The following is a 15,306-nucleotide window of genomic DNA, read 5'->3' on the forward strand; positions in this document are numbered from 1 at the left end:
CTTGATCGGGTGCGTCGAAAAATCTCTTTGGCATTGAAGCCTGACGCGCATCCTTATATCGCATGGCTATGAAGAAAATCGGTTTCCTGTCGTTCGGGCACTGGACGCCCTCGTCGCAATCGCAAGTGCGCTCGGCATCGGACGCGCTTTTGCAATCCATCGACCTCGCCGTCGCCGCCGAACAGCTTGGCGCGGATGGGGCGTATTTCCGCGTGCATCATTTCGCCCGCCAACTCGCTTCGCCGTTCCCGCTGCTGGCCGCCGTTGGCGCCAAGACCAGCCGCATCGAGATTGGCACTGCAGTAATCGACATGCGCTATGAGAATCCGCTCTACATGGCGGAAGATGCCGGTGCCGCCGACATCATCGCCGGCGGCCGCCTGCAGCTTGGCATCAGCCGTGGCTCGCCCGAGCAGGTGATCGATGGCTGGCGCCATTTTGGCTACGCGCCACCGGAAGGCAAAAGCGACGCCGACATGGCGCGGCATCATGCCGAGGTATTCCTCGAGACGCTGCGGGGCGAGGGGTTCGCCCAGCCCAATCCGCGGCCGATGTTCCCCAATCCGCCCGGCCTCTTGCGCCTCGAGCCGCATTCGGAGGGTTTGCGCGAGCGGATCTGGTGGGGTGCGGCTACCAACGCCACGTCGGAATGGGCGGCCAAGCTCGGCATGAACCTGCAGAGCTCGACGCTCAAATTCGACGAGAGCGGCAAGCCGTTCCACATCCAGCAGGCCGAGCAGATCCGCATCTATCGCGAGGCCTGGAAGGCGGCCGGCCACAAGCGCGAGCCGCGCGTCTCGGTCAGCCGCAGCATCTTCGCGCTGGTCGACGATCACGACCGTGCCTATTTCGGCCGCGGCAACGAAAGCCGCGACCAGATCGGCTTCATCGAGGAGAACACCAAGGCGATCTTCGGGCGCAGCTATGCGGCTGAGCCGGATGTGCTGATCAAGGAATTGGCGCAGGACGAGGCGATCGCCGAGGCCGACACGCTGCTGCTCACCGTTCCGAACCAGCTCGGCGTCGACTATAATGCGCATGTCATCGAGGCGATCCTGACCCATGTCGCGCCGGCTCTGGGCTGGCGCTGACGCCGGATCGATCGAAGCGGAGTGCTCCAAGGGAGGTACACCATGCCAAAGAAGGCCTTGATCGCCTGGGGCGGCTGGGAGGGCCATACGCCGGAGCAGAGCGCGAAAATCGTTCGCACCTTGCTTGAGCGAAACGGCTTCGACGTCACGTTGGGCGAGGGCACGGCGATGTTCGCCGATCCGGAGCTGTCGTCATTCGATCTCATCGTGCCCGTCATCACCATGTCGACGATCGAGAAGACCGAACTGCAGAACCTGACGCATGCGGTTCTCGGGGGGAGCGGACTCGGCGGTTTCCACGGGACGATGGGCGACAGTTTCCGCAACGAGCCCGACTATCAGTTCATGACCGGCGGTCAATGGGTCGCGCATCCCGGCAACATCATCGACTATCACGTCGCCATCACCCGGCCGGACGATCCGATCACAAAAGGTATCAGCGATTTCGCCTACCGGTCGGAGCAATATTACATGCATGTCGACCCAAGCAACGAGGTGCTGGCGACCACCACCTTCACCGACGCGCATTTTCCGGGGATAGGCGGCGTCGTCATGCCGGTCGTCTGGAAACGGCGCTATGGGGCGGGGAAGGTTTTCTACAGTTCCCTTGGTCACACGGCGGATGAGTTCGCGGTGCCGGAAATGGCGCTGATGGTGGAGCGGGGTTTGCTTTGGGCGGCGCGGGGGTAGCAGCAGGCACGTTTTCGTGAAAACCTGGGTTGAATTCACAGGGCATCCATGGAGATATCAAATGAGTGATTTCGAGTGGTCCGGATCCGAAAAGAAGCTCGCGCGCCATGCCTTCGATACCGCTCTTGAGGCGGCGCTCGCAAAGACGATGGCCGACTTCAAAAGCAAGGCGAGTGCGGTGACGCAGCCCTCCGAGATGTGGGAGCTCGAAGGCTATTTGCGTGAACAGCGACGGGAAATCGATCGCACGTTCGACTATCGCTATTCGCAGCTTCTCTTCGTGTTCGCGCAGCTTATTCGAGCAGGATATCTCGATGAAAAGCTGCTTGGCGGTCTGTCGCAAGACAAGCGGGATGTCATTCAGCGGGACCTGGCCTATGTCGAGAGTCGCTTTGCAAGTGGATGACGAGGGGAACGGCGCTGCCAGAACTGCGAGAGGTTGGCGATCGTTGATTGACGACACTTTTGCGAACCCCACGCTTCGTCATCCTAGGGCGTAGCAGTCGCGAAGCGACGTGGCGAAGACCCTAGGATCCATGCCGCGACTTCCGTGCGGTGCGACGGTGGAGAACTTTCAGTCGCAATCGCTGCATCTGGAAAGAAAAGTTGACCTCAATTGCTCTGGACCGATGCATTCTTCGGTCACAGTCCTGGCATGGATCCTAGGGTCTGCGCCGCGTCGCTTCGCTCCTTGCTCCGCCCTAGGATGACGAATTCGGGGAGGCTTAAGGCACGAATTGCGCAACCTCACCCAATCCCGCCCGTAACCAGATAGGCGCCGGCGCTGCGCCCATCCTCCAGCCACACCACCGCTGTGACGATCGAACCGTAGGAGCCACGCCAGACGCTGTGGAAGCGCTGATGCTCGGCGGCCGGAATGAGCGCGTGCCCGCTGAAGCGCGCACCGCTTCGCTGCAGCGCGACGGCCTCTCCGTTGACATGTACCTTGAGGCAGGCCGTCCCAGACACCTCATTTGGCAGGTCGAGCGTGATGACGATCTCGTCCTGATCGCCGAAAGGCCGCGTCTCGGCGGCAAGCGTGATGGCGAACGCTGACGCCTTGCTGTCGTCGGCTCGGGCGGGGCGGCCTGAAAACACATCGGCGGCAAGTTCTGGCGTGCGCGGCGGGCGGGTGCGGCGCTGCGTGGAGCGTTCGAAATCGCCGGCCATGCGCAGCAGCCTTTCGTCGTCATAGGCCTTGCCGGCGAAAGTCAGGCCGACCGGCATACCGATATCGGCCATCGTACCCATCGGCACGGTGACGGTGGGGATGCCGAAATGGCGCCAGACCAGATTGCCGTTGGCGACCCAGGTGCCATTGCGCCAGGCAAAGGCGGCGGACGCCTCGTCGATGTCTGCATCGGCCGGCCCGACATCGGCAGCGGCGGGCAGCACCACGGCGTCGATGCCTTGCGCGTCCAGCCAGTCCTCGAAATCGATCCGCCTTGTCGCTTCCAGTCCCTTCAGTCCCTCTTCCAGCGTTGGAATGTCCACGAGGGGCGTGACGCCGGACCGTGCCCGCTCGACATATACCCTCAGGTCGAAGCCGCCTTCGTATCGGTCGGACAGCGTGCCGGGCGGTTGCGGGAAGATCTTTGGGCCATCGACCGAGACGAGATCGGGAAGCGCCGGATCGGCATTGGCGCGCAAAAAGTCGTCCCAGCCCCAGATGCAGAGGTCCCAGAGCTCGCGCTCGGCGAACTCTGGGGGCACCAGCCCGCGCTCGACCATGCTGCGCGCGCCGGGACGGTCGCGTTCATAGTTGGAGACGACGGGAAAATCGACCTCGATCACCTCGGCGCCAAGCCGCCTCAGATCGGCCGCCGCCTGCTCCCACAGGGCAAGTACCGAGGCGCGGGTTTCGATCGGCTTGTCGGCCTCGGTGCCGCGGCCGATATACATTCTGGGCACGCCAAGCCGCATGCCTTTCAACGACCCCGCCAGTGTGAGGTCGGTATAGCGCGGCGGCCGCACGTCGGAGCTTTTCGGCAGCTTGACCCAGGGCTGCGCGCGCCAGAAATCGCCGTGCGTCTCGGGGTCGTCGGCGACAATCACGTCGAGCAGTTCGAGCATGTCGGGGACGCTGCGCGTGTGCGGCGCGACGACATCCATGGTCGGGACCAGCGGCCAGTTGCCGCGCACCGAAATGACACCGCGCGACGGCGTATAGGCGACCAGCGCATTGTTGGTGGCCGGCGCGCGGCCGGACGACCAGGTTTCCTCGCCAAGCCCGAAGGCGCAGAAGCTGGCCGCTGTCGCTGTGCCGGAGCCATTGGATGAGCCCGATGCGAAGGCGGCGGTGAGATAGTCGCCATTGTACGGACTTTCGGCGCGGCCATAGACGCCGCGCTGCATGCCGCCATTGGCCATCGGCGGCATGTTGGTCAGCCCGATCAGCACCGCGCCGCCGGCCCGCAGCCGGGCGATGGTGAAGGCGTCCTCATTGGCAATGAGATGCTCGAAGGCCGGCGAGCCGGCGGCGACCGTCAGGCCTGATACCTTGTAGCTGTCCTTGGCGGTGTAGGGGATGCCGTCGAGTGGCCCGAGCACGGTGCCGTTGCGGCGGCGCTGGTCGGAGGCGGCAGCCTCCTCGAACATGCCAGGGTTGAGCAACGGGACGGCATTGAGGCTGATGCCGTGCCGGTCGAAATGCGCGATGCGCCTGAGATACGCCCCGACCAGTTCGACGCTGGTGACGGTGCCGTCATCGAGCGCGCGGCGCAATTGGTCGATCGTCGCTTCGACGAGATGAAAGCCGGCATCGGTCATCACGGGTCCCACATTTCCACGCACCATGGATGAGCGAGGCAGCTGGCTTCGGCAAGAGCCTATCGCGGTCATCTCCGGAACTTTTGTCCGGCTGGCGGTTTTGGATGTATGGTGTGATTCCGGAAATGGCCAGGAGGGTATTGGCGATGACCACGAAATGCGTTGCGATCCTAGCTCTCGCTGTCGCCATGGGCTCAAGCGTTTGCGCCCCGGCTTTCGCTGGCGACCGGTATCACGACCGCCGGGTCCACTCCGAACGCTACGTTCCCGCCGAAGGCGATCTCATCGACATCCTGTTCGGCGGCCCGCGCTACTACGATCAGCAGTTGGTCACGACAGCAGCCGGCGCGTGCTCCTATCATCGCGTCGGACCCGACGCGAATGCGTTGAACAAGATCAACGATCATCACTGTGGGAAGTAGGCGGCAGGCAGCGCCTCAGCGCCCGCCACTCTCCTTCATCCGCTCGATGATCTCGGCCATCAGCGCCAGGTCGCGGCGGGAATCGGCGAGGTCGGTCAGCGGCTTTGTGCCTTCGGTGATGTGGCGGTGGAAAGTCTCGAGTTCTTTCGAGAAAGCATCGCCGTAGAGAGGCCCGAGGGTTTTCGTCACCGGGCCGAACGGGCCGGCATCGGTGACCTCCAGCCGCGTCGGCAGGCTGCGGATGTAGGGCGTGTCGTAGATGATGCGCACCCGCCTGTTGTTCGAGCGCACCTCGATCATGGCGTCGAATAAGCCGAGATCGTCGACCACCGCGTCGTAGAGACAGGCGAAATGGCCGTAGTCGAAGGTGACTGATGTGTTGGCGCCGCCGTTGGTGCGGTGCGCGGCCAGCACGCGCGTCGGCTCGCCGATCAGCCCACGCATCGCCGAAATGTGGTGCGAGGAAAGTGCCGTCAGCCCGCGATAGGCGCGCACCAGATCGGCCGGCGCGTCGGCGCCCACCACCTCGCGGATCAGCGCGTCGCGTTCGCTTGCGCCACGCGCCAGCACCTGGGGGTAAAGGACGTTCTGGCTCTTCTTGAGGAAATGCCGGCCCTCCGAGATCAGGTCGAAGATGCGGACATGGGTGATGTCGGCGAAGGCGGGCAGCTCGTCCCTGGCGGCCAGATAGGCGGGCGCATAGCGGCGCATATAGCCGACGAACAGGGTCTTGTCGTAGCCCGGCATCAGCGCCAGCAGATCGTCGATTTCGCGCACCGTGAGGCAAGCGGGCTTTTCCAGCAGGATATCTTTGTTGGCAGCAATCGCCGCCCGCACGAAGCGGCTGTGGGTATCGTCGGATGACAGCACGAACACAGCGTCGATGTCGGGCGAATTAATCAGCGCCTCGGCCGTGTCGAAGGCCTTTGCCGTCGCAAATTCGGAGGTGACGAGTGACACCAGGCTGGGCGACACGTCGTACACGCCCGCGATCACCCAGCGGTCGCGCTGATCGCCCAGCACAGGCAGATGGATCGACTGCGCGACCTCTCCAAGACCTATCAGTCCGACACGAATTGGTGCCACAGGCGAACTCCCTTTGATTTCAAGTCTGATGCTGCAGGACTATGCCGCGCCGGTTACCAGCGCGACGAGCTCATTTCCGGACGTTTCGGAAGCGCGCACGGTCGCCGCCATCTTTCCCGCCCGCATCACCCAGATCTGGTCGGACAGGCGGCGGACCTGATCGAAATTGTGGCTGACCAGGATGACGCTGACGGATTGCTCGCGCAGGCGCCGGATCAGCGCCTCGACATTGGCCGTCTCCTGCACGCCGAGCGCCGCCGTCGGTTCGTCCATCACCACCAGCTTGGCGCCGGAGCCGACAGCGCGGCAGATCGAGATCGCCTGCCGCTGGCCGCCCGACAGACGCCGCACACGCTGGTTGATCGACGGCACGTTGATCGACAGCCGCGACAGCATTAAGCGGGCCTCGCGCTTCATCGCCTTGCGGTCGAGGAAAGCGAACGGGCCGATGCGGCGCACGATCTCGCGGTTGAGGAACAGGTTCTGCGCGACCGTCAGTTCGTCGATCAGCGCCAGGTTCTGGTGCACGGTCTCGATGCCGGCCTTGCGTGCCTCGTCGGGATTGGCGAAGGGCCGCGCCCGTCCGTCGAAGAACAAATTGCCGGTGTCCGGCTGATGCACGCCGACCAGGCTGCGGATCAGCGTCGACTTGCCGGCGCCATTGTCGCCGATGACGGCGGTGACCTCGCCGCGACGGGCCTGGAAGGCGACGTCGGTGAAGGCGCGGATGCCGCCGAAATGCTTGCTCAGCCCTTCGCAGGCGATGATCGCCTCAGTGGCGGGGATATGATGGGGAGCGCTCATTTCTGATACCGCATGATCAGCGCCGCCAGCACCACGATGGCCCCCACGGCAAGCGGTTGGTAGAAAGCCGAGACGTTGAGCAAGGTCAGGCCGTTGACGAGTGCTGTGAGCATCAGCGCGCCGATCGCCGGTCCCAGAATGCTGGCGCGGCCGCCGAACAGGCTGACGCCGCCCAGCACCACCGCCGCCACCGAATTCAAGAGCAGGCTGGTGTTGATCTGCGGTTCGGCCGAGCCGATGCGGGCGACCAGGAGAATGGCCGCGATGCCGGCGCAGAGACCGGAAATCGTATAGGCGGCGATCTTGACCCGGTTGGTGCGGATGCCCAGCGCGCCGGCACTTTCAGCCTGGCCGCCGGTCGCCAGCAGATGCACGCCGAAGCGCGTGTGGTAGAGCGCGATATGGGCGACGATGACGGCTGCGATCGCTACCCAGACCGGATAGCCGAACGGTCCGAACGAGCCCGAGGCGAGCCTGAGCAGGAAGGTCGAGCCGACCATGGTCGGTTCGCCGCCCGACAGGATGAGCCCAAGCCCGGTGATGCCCGACAGCGTGCCGAGCGTCACCACGAAGTCGGGGATCTTGCCTGCCGTAATGATCAGCCCGTTGAGGAAGCCGACGGCGCTGGTGGCGAGAACCGCGAGCATGCAGGCGATGAAGATGCCGTAGTCGGCGGCATTGACGAGGCCGAGGATGATGGCGCCGAGCATGACGGCGGCCGCCAGCGACAGGTCGATGCCCGAGGTGGCGATGACGAAGGTCTGGCCGATCGACAGCACGACCAGGATCGCAGCCGCCAGCAACAGCGCCTGCAGATTGGCGACGCTGAGAAAGACCGGCTGGGCGATGCCGAAGACGATGACGAGGCCGACCAGGCCGACGACGGATGCCCAGTCGGCCCAGAAGGAGGGATCGAGGAGGAGAGCCGCCAGGGAGGGACGGCTCTCCTCCGCACCCGCCGAATGGGCGGCGGGCGCGTTGTCTGCAGGTGTGCTCACTTCAGCATCTCGCGGAAGGGATCGGGATAGTCGCCGCCCGGACGCGGAAAATTCTTCAGCGAGGCTTCGGCATTGTCCTTGTTGATCAACAGCACCGGTGCTGGCACGTTGGCCGGCAGTTCCTTGCCCTTGGCGGCCACTGCACAGGCCTCGAGGCCCATGGCGCCGACGACATAGGGATATTGGGCGACGGTGGCGGTGAGTTCGCCTGATGCGATCGACTTCAGCGCGTCGACGATGCCGTCGAGGCCGATCACCTTGACGTCCTTGCCCGAGGTCCGCACGGCGCGCTCGACGCCGAGTGCCATGATGTCGTTGGCGGCGAAGAAGCCGGCGAGGTCCGGATGGGCAGCGAGGATATCGGTTGCGGCGGTCAGCGCCTTTTCGCGATCCCAGTCGGCGCTGACCATCACCACGATGTCGAGTTTACCTTCCACCGCCTGCTTGAAGCCCTTGATGCGGGCGTTGGAGCCGACATCGCCGACGATGCCGGCGACCAGCGCGACCTTGGAGCCCTTCGGCACCAGCTTCAGCATCTCTTCGCCGGCCAACGCGCCGGCGGCGACATTGTCGGTGCCGATATAGGTCGAGACGGCAAAGCCGGCGGCCTTGGCCTGCTCGGGGTCGATGGTCGAGTCGATGTTGACGATCGGCTTCTTCTTCTGGGCGACCGGCACCAGCGCCTGGACGAGATTGGAGACGCTGATCGGGTTGACCAGGTAGCAATCGAAATCCTGCATGGCCATGGCGGTCAGGCGGTCGGCCTGGCCGGTGGCGTCACCCATGTTGGCGGCGGCCTGGACGCTGACATTCACGCCGTTTGCCTTGGCCTGCTCCTCGATGCCCTTCTGCATGGTCTGGAAGAACGGATTGTCGAGGCCTTTGACGATGGCCGCGACTTTCGCCGCATCCTCGGCATGGGCGGGCGCTGCGATGATGGCTGCAAGCATGCCTGCGCCAAGCAGGTTCGTGCCAAGCTTCAGGCAATTGAACATACGCATGGTTTTTCCTCCTCCTGATTGTTTTATGGGCTGCATCAATGTCGCTGGCCGGCGACTGCAATGTCCGACGGGGCGCGAGCCCGGCGCCCGGCGCGATGGTCTCGCAACAGAATGCTGCCCGCTTGGGATGTGCGGACTGCAGCCCAGGTTCGGGCACTTTCGACGTCAGGCATTGCTCCTCCCAGAGCGCCGGTCGATGCCATGCCGGCGTTTGCGCATGTTTTATAAAAAATTGACACGCGTCAAGATTTAAAATGTGCGTAGCGATTTTGACTGTGCGCCCTTGGGGCATGACTGTCCTGCTGGCATGCGCTACAACCAAGGCGCGAAAAAAGTGCCGGCCTCAGGGAACCAGTTGGGGGATGTCCGCGTTGGTCGCTACTTTTGTGCAGAGGGAGGTTTCGGGTGGGGCGTTTCGAAATCGTGGAAGAGCCAACGGGTACGTTTTCGACTTTCGACACAATCACGGAATTGCCGGCAGCGGTCGAAGGGGGCGCGTGCATTGGGCTTTATCGGCACAAAGTGCCGCTGGCGCTGCTTGCAGCGGTTGAAACGGTCCAGCCCGGCCATTTTTCGCTGCTGCCCTCATTGTCGGTGTTGAATGACTGGCGGGCCCATCGAGACGATCTGCTGGCATGAGCAAAGCTGCCCGATGTCGCATCGAAAATCATACCGTATGGGAAATCACGCCCTGTTGTCGAAAGCGGCGGTGAGGCATGGAAAGCAAGGGGAGGTTGCAGTGCGTCGGGAGGTGAAGCGATGTCTGATCAGGACGACCTGATCCGAGCTGCCATCGGTCGGCTGCTCGCCGAGAAGACAGGGGCCGCCGTCATATCGATGAGAGAGAGCATCACCGAGCTTCTGGCGCTGACCGGTGCCGCGCTGGACGAAAGACTGCAAGACCTGCTGCTGGAAATGGCCGAAGTCCGCGGCATGATGGTCGCTCTCGACTTCTGAGCAATATCGGCTGGGGTCGATGGGCATCAGTCCGCTACGCCGGCAACGCCTTCACCGGCAGTTCAACACTACTGCGCCGGCTTCAATGCTGAACCAAGCACCCGGGGTTAAAGATCGAGCAAAACCGTTCCTTGCGGGCGGCTGCAACATGCCAGGACATAGCCGGCCGACTTCTCTTCAGGGGCCAGACCGCCGAGATCCTCCATGGCGACTTCGCCGGACAACTTGGCGATGCGGCATGTGCCGCAAACTCCCTGCTGGCAGGCGGTTGGGACGTAGACGCCACATTGGCGTGCCGCCTCCAGCAGCGTCTCTCCGGGCAAGCAGTTATGCACGATCCCGGAGCGGACGAAACGGACCGAAGATGGTATTGTCGAGGCCGGTTCCAACTGAGGGCTGCTGACGCCGCCGAAGCTCTCCTGGTGGTACCGCGACGGAGCCACGCCAATCGCATCCAGGCAGGCACGTGCGGCTTTCATGTACGCTTCAGGGCCACAGGCAAAGATAGTGCGGTTGTGGAGATCGGGAACGAGGGTCAGCAGCATCTGGCTGTCTATTCTGCCAGTCGGCCCCCTCCAGGTGGGATCTTCCTGGCTACAAACGCACGTTACTTTTACGTTGGGAAAGCGAGAGGCAAGTGCGTCCAATTCCCCTCGAAAGATTATGTCACCAGGCGTTCTGGCACTATGAACGAATGAGATATCCTGGTCGGCCGCGCGGTCGGTAAGCGCACGCAGCATGGACATCACCGGCGTTATCCCGCTGCCGCCCGAAAGGAAGAGCGGCTTTTCATATGGCAGGTCATCGAGATTGAATGAGCCGAGCGGCCCTTCGATCTCGATCTCGTCGCCCGCCCCCAAATTGTCGTGGAGCCAATTCGAAACCAGGCCGCCCGGTGTTCGCTTCACCGTGATCTGCAGGTCGAGCGGTCGCGTCGGTGGTGACGAAACAGAGTAGGAGCGCGTCACCGCGGCACCCTCGATCTTGAGGTGCACGAGCACATACTGGCCCGCGCTGAAGGAGAACATCCGATCCGTCGGGGATGTGAAAACGAAGGTTTTCACATCGGGCGTTTCCTCGATTACACGACGGCAGAGTACAAGCTGCGATGTGGTTTGTGCCCATTGCCGATGGCGCCTCATCGGGAGGAGGTCGGGGGCCCCAAAGGAAACGTGTGCGTTCATCATTCATCTCGGTTTGAAGTCGAGCCAAGATGTCAGTTCCAGGCCCCCCGCAACAGAAGCATCCCTGCCGAGTTATGATCGAGTATTTCGATTACATATCCAGTGACATCACGGCAACGTGAAGGGCGCGGATTCCCTTGCGGATGATCGGTTCGTGTTTGCGGCGCGCCAGGATGGCCGTGTGTACCGGCTGATGCAGCGTCGGAGCGCCTTCGACGATGAACGATGGGCGTTCGAGGGCGAACCTGCGCGCATCGTCACTTCTCATATAGCAGGTGCCGCCCGTGCGCCGTAGCATCATCTCCGCCAAGGTTTCCGATCCCATGGAAAGGCGACAGATCGCCAACTCGCCGAGCAATTCGGCATGGGCCTTCTCCAGCAGGACCGTATAGCCCGGACGAATGTAGGTTTCGGGATCGACCTCGGAGAGGGTTCTGGCCACCGTGGAAACCATCACATATTCCTCAACCATCAAATGCTCATAGGAGATTTCGGGTAGGTATCGCGGAGCGTAAAGCACTGCGATGTCGAGATTTCCCATGCTTAGGTCGCTGACCATCTGGTTTGAATAATCCGACTCGACATGGATCGACGATTTGGGAAGAGCCTGACACAGCGTCTCCACCCAACCCGGCAAAACCGAGCGGGTCATCCCGACCTGCGCGGCGACGCGCAAGGTGCCTTCGAAACGATTGAACGCCCGGACATCGTGGCGAGCCTGCGACCATGTGGACAGCAAGGATCTTGCATAAGCTTCGAACCGGCGCCCTGCGGCGGTCGGCTCCGCCCCGGCGCGTCCGCGCTGGAACAGTTCGGACCCGATTGCGCTCTCGAGGTTCTTAATGCGGGTGCTGATCGTCGACTGGGTCAACCCTAGCCGATCCGCGGTGCGATTGAAGTTTCTCGATTCGATAATGTCGAGAAAGGTCTCGATGTGATCAAGTTGCATGAAATATCCAATCGAAAAACTCGATCATATTCCACGTATCATAAGCTTGATCAAACAATACTCAAGGCGGAAGCTGCAGCAGATCAGCGGCCGGCAGCGCCGCCGGGACGAGACACGGATACGGAGCGGAAGAAGTGTTCATAGTCGACTGCGACTGTCATAATTACTGGTCAAGCGCCACCGTGTTGGAGCCCTATCTCTCCGGCTTGTGGAAAGACATGTTCATCGAGGGCGAGAAAACAGGTCCCGTTGGCGCCTTTCCGCATGGTCATCGGCCTTGGTTCCACCCGCAGGACTTTTCCCGCAAGGACATCCGTCCGAAAACGGAAGCCGACAACTATCTCATCATGAAAGAGAAGCACCTCGACAAATACAAAGTCGACGTGGCGATCCTGACCGGCGATGAGCCTATCGAGGCGTCGACCCTGGCTAACCCTTACTATGCCAGCGCTCTGGTCAGCGCCTACAACGATTATCAGATCGATCAGTGGTTGCCGAAAGACGATCGTTTCATGGGCTCGATCATCATCGCGCCACAGGATCCGAAGCTCGCTGCCGCCGAGATACGCCGTCTTGGCAGTCATCCGCGCATGGTCCAGGTTCTCGCCTCCCAGGGGTCCGTCAAGCCGTATGGCGACCCGTTTTACCACCCGATCTACGAAGCCTGCGCGGAAGTGGGGTTGCCATTCGCCATTCATCTGGGCGGGCATGGGGGCGTGAATTCAACTGCCATTGCTCCTGCCCCGACGACATTCTTCTGGGAAACGCATGCCATTCTGCACATGTCGGCGATGTCGCACGTGGCAAGCATGATCGCCCATGGCGTCTTCGAGAAATGGCCGGACCTCTACTTCGTGATCATCGAGTGCGGCGTCGCCTGGGTTCCGTCGGTCCTTTGGCGCTTGGACGCCGACTACAAAGCGCTGCGCAAGGAGACGCCATGGCTGAAGATGCTGCCGTCTGAATATTGCCGGCGCAACATCCGCTTTTCCACGCAGCCGCTGGAGCAGCCTGCAAACATCCAACATCTCTGGTCCACGCTCGAAGCGATGGACGGCGAAAACACGCTGATGTTTGCATCGGACTATCCGCACTGGGATTACGACGATGCCAACACGCTGCAAATCCCTCCTGCCTGGAAGAGCAAGATCATGGGACTGAACGCGCTGGAAGTCTACAAACGCATCCCCCGCGCGCAAGCCGCGAATGCCGCCTGAGGAAGCATACGATGCCCGAGAAGACCTATATCTGCCGCGTCGACGAGATCGAAACAGGGTCTCCGTTCATCGCCAAGATCCGCAGCCTTTCGGTCGGGATTTTCCGCATCGGAGATTCATTCCACGCGCTGCTCAATGTCTGTCCGCACCGCGGCGCTCCGCTTTGCGAGGGGCCGCAATGCGGCACAACCGCGCCCGTTGAACAGGCGCAATTCATCTATCATCGCGAAAACGAGATCGTTCGATGCGCCTGGCACGGCTGGGAGTTCGACATCAAGTCAGGCGCGGCCTTGGTCGATCCCTCCGTTCGCGCGCGCACATTTCCAGTCACCGTCGAAGCCGGCGGCATCTACGTGACGGCCTGATTGGCGCAAGCCGATTGGGATTGGAAAAATTCGAAGGAAAGGTGGCGGGAGCCAATAAGCAGATTTGTTCGCCGGTGCTTGACGAGAAATAACGCGGAGAACTCCGCAATGGGAGAGTCAAATGTCAGAATCTGAATACAAGCTTGGTATCGCGCAAAGCCTGATCGGAGGCGGCAAGGTTTCCCGCCGCGACTTCATTCATCTTGGGCTGGCCGCGGGCCTGACCGTTGCCGCCGCCGACCGGCTGTTCGTGAGCACGGCGCGGGCCGAACCGATGCAGGGCGGCTTCGCCAAGCTCGGCATGGCTCATGGCGCGACGACGGATTCGATCGATCCGGCCGGCTACCCCGACACGTTCACACAAACCGCATTTTCGGGCTCGCTGTCCAACAGCCTCACTGAGGTCGACGCCAAAGGCAATGTCCAACCGGACCTCGCCGAGAGCTTTGAAACTTCGGATGGGGCCAAAACCTGGGCCTTCAAGCTGCGCAAAGGCGCAACCTTTCATAACGGCAAAACCGTGACGGCGGATGACGTCGTGACCTCCTTGCAATATCACATGGGCAAGGACACCAAATCGGCGGCGAAATCGCTGTTGGACTCCGTCGCCGACGTCAAGGCGGACGGCCCGGAAACGGTGGTCTTCACGCTCAAAAACGGCAACGCCGATTTCCCTTACATCATGAGTGACTACCATCTGGTCATCATGCCGGCCAAGGACGGCAAGGCGGATTGGGCTTCAGGCGTTCGCACCGGTGCTTTCGCCCTCGAGAATTTCCAGCCCGGCGTTTCGGCCAAGCTCAAGCGCAATCCAAACTACTTCAAGAACGGCAAGCCCTATCTCGACGAGGTGGAGTTCATCGCAATCACGGATCTTGCCGCCCGCATGGCGGCGCTGTCCACGGGGGAGGTGGACTATATCGGCCGCGCCGACCTGAAGACCCTCGGCATGTTGAAACGCAATCCCAAGGTGGAAATCGTCGAAGTCACTGGCTACGGGCACTATACCTTGCCGATGAATGTCACGATGGCGCCGTTTGATAATCCGGACGTGCGCATGGCATTGAAATGGGCGATCAATCGCCAAGAAATCGTCGACAAGATTTTTCTTGGCCACGCTACTGTGGCCAACGACAACCCCATCGCGCCGGCCATCAAATTCGCCAAAGATCCGCAACCGCAACACAGCTTCGATCCGGAAAAAGCAAAGCACTACCTGAAAAAGGCCGGAATGGAGAACCTGAAAGTGGATCTCTCGGTCGCCGATGCGGCTTTTGCCGGCGCCGTGGACGCGGCTTCGCTCATTCGCGAAACGGCAGCCCAATGCGGCATCGACGTCAATGTCGTGCGTGAGGCCGAGGACGCTTATTGGGACAATGTCTGGCTGAAGAAACCCTGGTGCGCTTCCTATTGGAGCGGTCGGGCCACGGCCGACTGGATGTTCACGCAAGCCTTCGCCGCCGACTCCAGTTGGAATGAGTCTTTCTGGAAAAATCCCCACTTCAACGAATTGCTTGTCCAGGCGCGCGCCGAGACGGACGAGGCCAAGCGAGCGGCGATGTATGCCGAGATGCAGCAGTTAACCCACGATGACGGCGGCAGCATCGTGCTGGTCTTCAACAATTTCGTAAGCGCGCAATCCAAAAAGCTCGCACACGGTGATGTGGCGCCCAACTGGGAGAACGATGGACTGAAAATGGCCGAACGCTGGTGGATCGCCACGGCATGAGATGGCGGGCCGGAGCCGCGATGGTTTTGAGGGTCCGGCCGGCT

At 61.9% G+C, this 15,306-nt stretch carries 16 protein-coding genes; 9 read left to right on the top strand and 7 right to left on the bottom strand.

Annotated features, from left to right (window positions below):
• Positions 1 to 68 precede the first annotated feature (68 nt).
• The 3 genes from NKJ11_RS29020 to frp all read left to right on the top strand — a co-directional run bounded on the left by NKJ11_RS29020 (position 69) and on the right by frp (position 2,187).
• Positions 69 to 1,091 (top strand): LLM class flavin-dependent oxidoreductase, encoded by a 1,023-nt coding sequence (locus NKJ11_RS29020; protein ID WP_023809378.1) that lies wholly within the window; start codon positions 69 to 71, stop codon positions 1,089 to 1,091.
• Positions 1,092 to 1,133: 42 nt separating this feature from the next.
• The gene (locus NKJ11_RS29025; RefSeq protein WP_023809377.1) at positions 1,134 to 1,781 is read left to right on the top strand and encodes a ThuA domain-containing protein; all 648 of its coding nucleotides are present in this window, start codon (positions 1,134 to 1,136) and stop codon (positions 1,779 to 1,781) included.
• 61 nt (positions 1,782 to 1,842) lie between these two features.
• On the top strand, positions 1,843 to 2,187 hold the full coding sequence (gene frp / locus NKJ11_RS29030) for a fluorescence recovery protein (RefSeq protein ID WP_023809376.1): 345 nt from the start codon (positions 1,843 to 1,845) through the stop codon (positions 2,185 to 2,187).
• 341 nt (positions 2,188 to 2,528) lie between these two features.
• On the opposite strand, the gene NKJ11_RS29035 is transcribed toward frp, so the two are convergent.
• Positions 2,529 to 4,550, bottom strand: a complete 2,022-nt coding sequence (locus tag NKJ11_RS29035; protein ID WP_352794829.1) for an amidase — start codon at positions 4,548 to 4,550, stop codon at positions 2,529 to 2,531.
• 146 nt (positions 4,551 to 4,696) lie between these two features.
• On the opposite strand from NKJ11_RS29035, the gene NKJ11_RS29040 reads away from it, so the two are divergent.
• A complete protein-coding gene (locus tag NKJ11_RS29040; RefSeq protein WP_023809374.1) occupies positions 4,697 to 4,972 on the top strand; it encodes a hypothetical protein in 276 nt (91 codons plus the stop codon).
• Positions 4,973 to 4,987: 15 nt separating this feature from the next.
• Here the strand turns inward: NKJ11_RS29040 and NKJ11_RS29045 are convergent, their stop codons facing one another.
• Genes NKJ11_RS29045 through NKJ11_RS29060 form a run of 4 tightly spaced genes read right to left on the bottom strand, consistent with a single transcriptional unit; the run spans position 4,988 to position 8,861 of the window.
• The gene (locus NKJ11_RS29045) at positions 4,988 to 6,058 is read right to left on the bottom strand and encodes a Gfo/Idh/MocA family protein (protein ID WP_352794830.1); all 1,071 of its coding nucleotides are present in this window, start codon (positions 6,056 to 6,058) and stop codon (positions 4,988 to 4,990) included.
• Between the two features lie 39 nt (positions 6,059 to 6,097).
• A complete protein-coding gene (locus NKJ11_RS29050; RefSeq protein WP_023809372.1) occupies positions 6,098 to 6,862 on the bottom strand; it encodes an ATP-binding cassette domain-containing protein in 765 nt (254 codons plus the stop codon).
• Complete coding sequence (locus tag NKJ11_RS29055) at positions 6,859 to 7,860, bottom strand: ABC transporter permease (protein WP_023809371.1); 1,002 nt, start codon at positions 7,858 to 7,860, stop codon at positions 6,859 to 6,861. Before NKJ11_RS29055 ends, NKJ11_RS29050 begins: the two co-directional genes overlap by 4 nt.
• Entirely contained in the window at positions 7,857 to 8,861 is a 1,005-nt protein-coding gene (locus NKJ11_RS29060) for a sugar ABC transporter substrate-binding protein (RefSeq protein WP_352551472.1), read from the bottom strand. Before NKJ11_RS29060 ends, NKJ11_RS29055 begins: the two co-directional genes overlap by 4 nt.
• Before the next feature lie 405 nt (positions 8,862 to 9,266).
• Here NKJ11_RS29060 and NKJ11_RS29065 point away from each other — a divergent pair, with 405 nt between their 5' ends.
• Both NKJ11_RS29065 and NKJ11_RS29070 read left to right on the top strand, forming a co-directional pair.
• Positions 9,267 to 9,500, top strand: coding sequence for a hypothetical protein (locus tag NKJ11_RS29065; RefSeq protein ID WP_352551470.1), 234 nt, complete (start codon positions 9,267 to 9,269; stop codon positions 9,498 to 9,500).
• Positions 9,501 to 9,620: 120 nt separating this feature from the next.
• Entirely contained in the window at positions 9,621 to 9,818 is a 198-nt protein-coding gene (locus NKJ11_RS29070) for a hypothetical protein (RefSeq protein ID WP_023809368.1), read from the top strand.
• A gap of 107 nt (positions 9,819 to 9,925) precedes the next feature.
• Here NKJ11_RS29070 and NKJ11_RS29075 read toward each other — a convergent pair whose 3' ends face one another.
• Both NKJ11_RS29075 and NKJ11_RS29080 read right to left on the bottom strand, forming a co-directional pair.
• Positions 9,926 to 10,882, bottom strand: coding sequence for an FAD-binding oxidoreductase (locus NKJ11_RS29075; RefSeq protein ID WP_352551469.1), 957 nt, complete (start codon positions 10,880 to 10,882; stop codon positions 9,926 to 9,928).
• A 211-nt stretch (positions 10,883 to 11,093) separates the two neighbouring features.
• The gene (locus NKJ11_RS29080) at positions 11,094 to 11,951 is read right to left on the bottom strand and encodes a LysR family transcriptional regulator (RefSeq protein WP_023809366.1); all 858 of its coding nucleotides are present in this window, start codon (positions 11,949 to 11,951) and stop codon (positions 11,094 to 11,096) included.
• 134 nt (positions 11,952 to 12,085) lie between these two features.
• Here NKJ11_RS29080 and NKJ11_RS29085 point away from each other — a divergent pair, with 134 nt between their 5' ends.
• From NKJ11_RS29085 to NKJ11_RS29095, 3 genes are all read left to right on the top strand, one after another.
• Positions 12,086 to 13,168: an amidohydrolase family protein gene (locus NKJ11_RS29085; RefSeq protein ID WP_023809365.1), complete on the top strand. Its 1,083-nt coding sequence runs from the start codon at positions 12,086 to 12,088 to the stop codon at positions 13,166 to 13,168.
• An 11-nt stretch (positions 13,169 to 13,179) separates the two neighbouring features.
• Complete coding sequence (locus NKJ11_RS29090) at positions 13,180 to 13,533, top strand: Rieske (2Fe-2S) protein (protein WP_023809364.1); 354 nt, start codon at positions 13,180 to 13,182, stop codon at positions 13,531 to 13,533.
• A 121-nt stretch (positions 13,534 to 13,654) separates the two neighbouring features.
• Entirely contained in the window at positions 13,655 to 15,262 is a 1,608-nt protein-coding gene (locus NKJ11_RS29095; protein WP_352441777.1) for an ABC transporter substrate-binding protein, read from the top strand.
• The last annotated feature ends 44 nt before the right edge of the window (positions 15,263 to 15,306 follow it).

Origin of the sequence: Mesorhizobium sp. M0243, assembly GCF_040321775.1 — a bacterium.
Taxonomy (GTDB): domain Bacteria; phylum Pseudomonadota; class Alphaproteobacteria; order Rhizobiales; family Rhizobiaceae; genus Mesorhizobium.

What these genes read in the sequence shown, in the direction of transcription:
- NKJ11_RS29060 (WP_352551472.1), bottom strand. Translation starts at nt 8,861, where the DNA reads ATGCGTATGTTCAATTGCCTGAAGCTTGGCACGAACCTGCTTGGCGCA.
- NKJ11_RS29050 (WP_023809372.1), bottom strand. Translation starts at nt 6,862, where the DNA reads ATGAGCGCTCCCCATCATATCCCCGCCACTGAGGCGATCATCGCCTGC.
- NKJ11_RS29090 (WP_023809364.1), top strand. Translation starts at nt 13,180, where the DNA reads ATGCCCGAGAAGACCTATATCTGCCGCGTCGACGAGATCGAAACAGGG.
- NKJ11_RS29080 (WP_023809366.1), bottom strand. Translation starts at nt 11,951, where the DNA reads ATGCAACTTGATCACATCGAGACCTTTCTCGACATTATCGAATCGAGA.
- NKJ11_RS29020 (WP_023809378.1), top strand. Translation starts at nt 69, where the DNA reads ATGAAGAAAATCGGTTTCCTGTCGTTCGGGCACTGGACGCCCTCGTCG.
- NKJ11_RS29040 (WP_023809374.1), top strand. Translation starts at nt 4,697, where the DNA reads ATGACCACGAAATGCGTTGCGATCCTAGCTCTCGCTGTCGCCATGGGC.
- NKJ11_RS29070 (WP_023809368.1), top strand. Translation starts at nt 9,621, where the DNA reads ATGTCTGATCAGGACGACCTGATCCGAGCTGCCATCGGTCGGCTGCTC.
- frp (WP_023809376.1), top strand. Translation starts at nt 1,843, where the DNA reads ATGAGTGATTTCGAGTGGTCCGGATCCGAAAAGAAGCTCGCGCGCCAT.
- NKJ11_RS29095 (WP_352441777.1), top strand. Translation starts at nt 13,655, where the DNA reads ATGTCAGAATCTGAATACAAGCTTGGTATCGCGCAAAGCCTGATCGGA.
- NKJ11_RS29025 (WP_023809377.1), top strand. Translation starts at nt 1,134, where the DNA reads ATGCCAAAGAAGGCCTTGATCGCCTGGGGCGGCTGGGAGGGCCATACG.
- NKJ11_RS29035 (WP_352794829.1), bottom strand. Translation starts at nt 4,550, where the DNA reads ATGACCGATGCCGGCTTTCATCTCGTCGAAGCGACGATCGACCAATTG.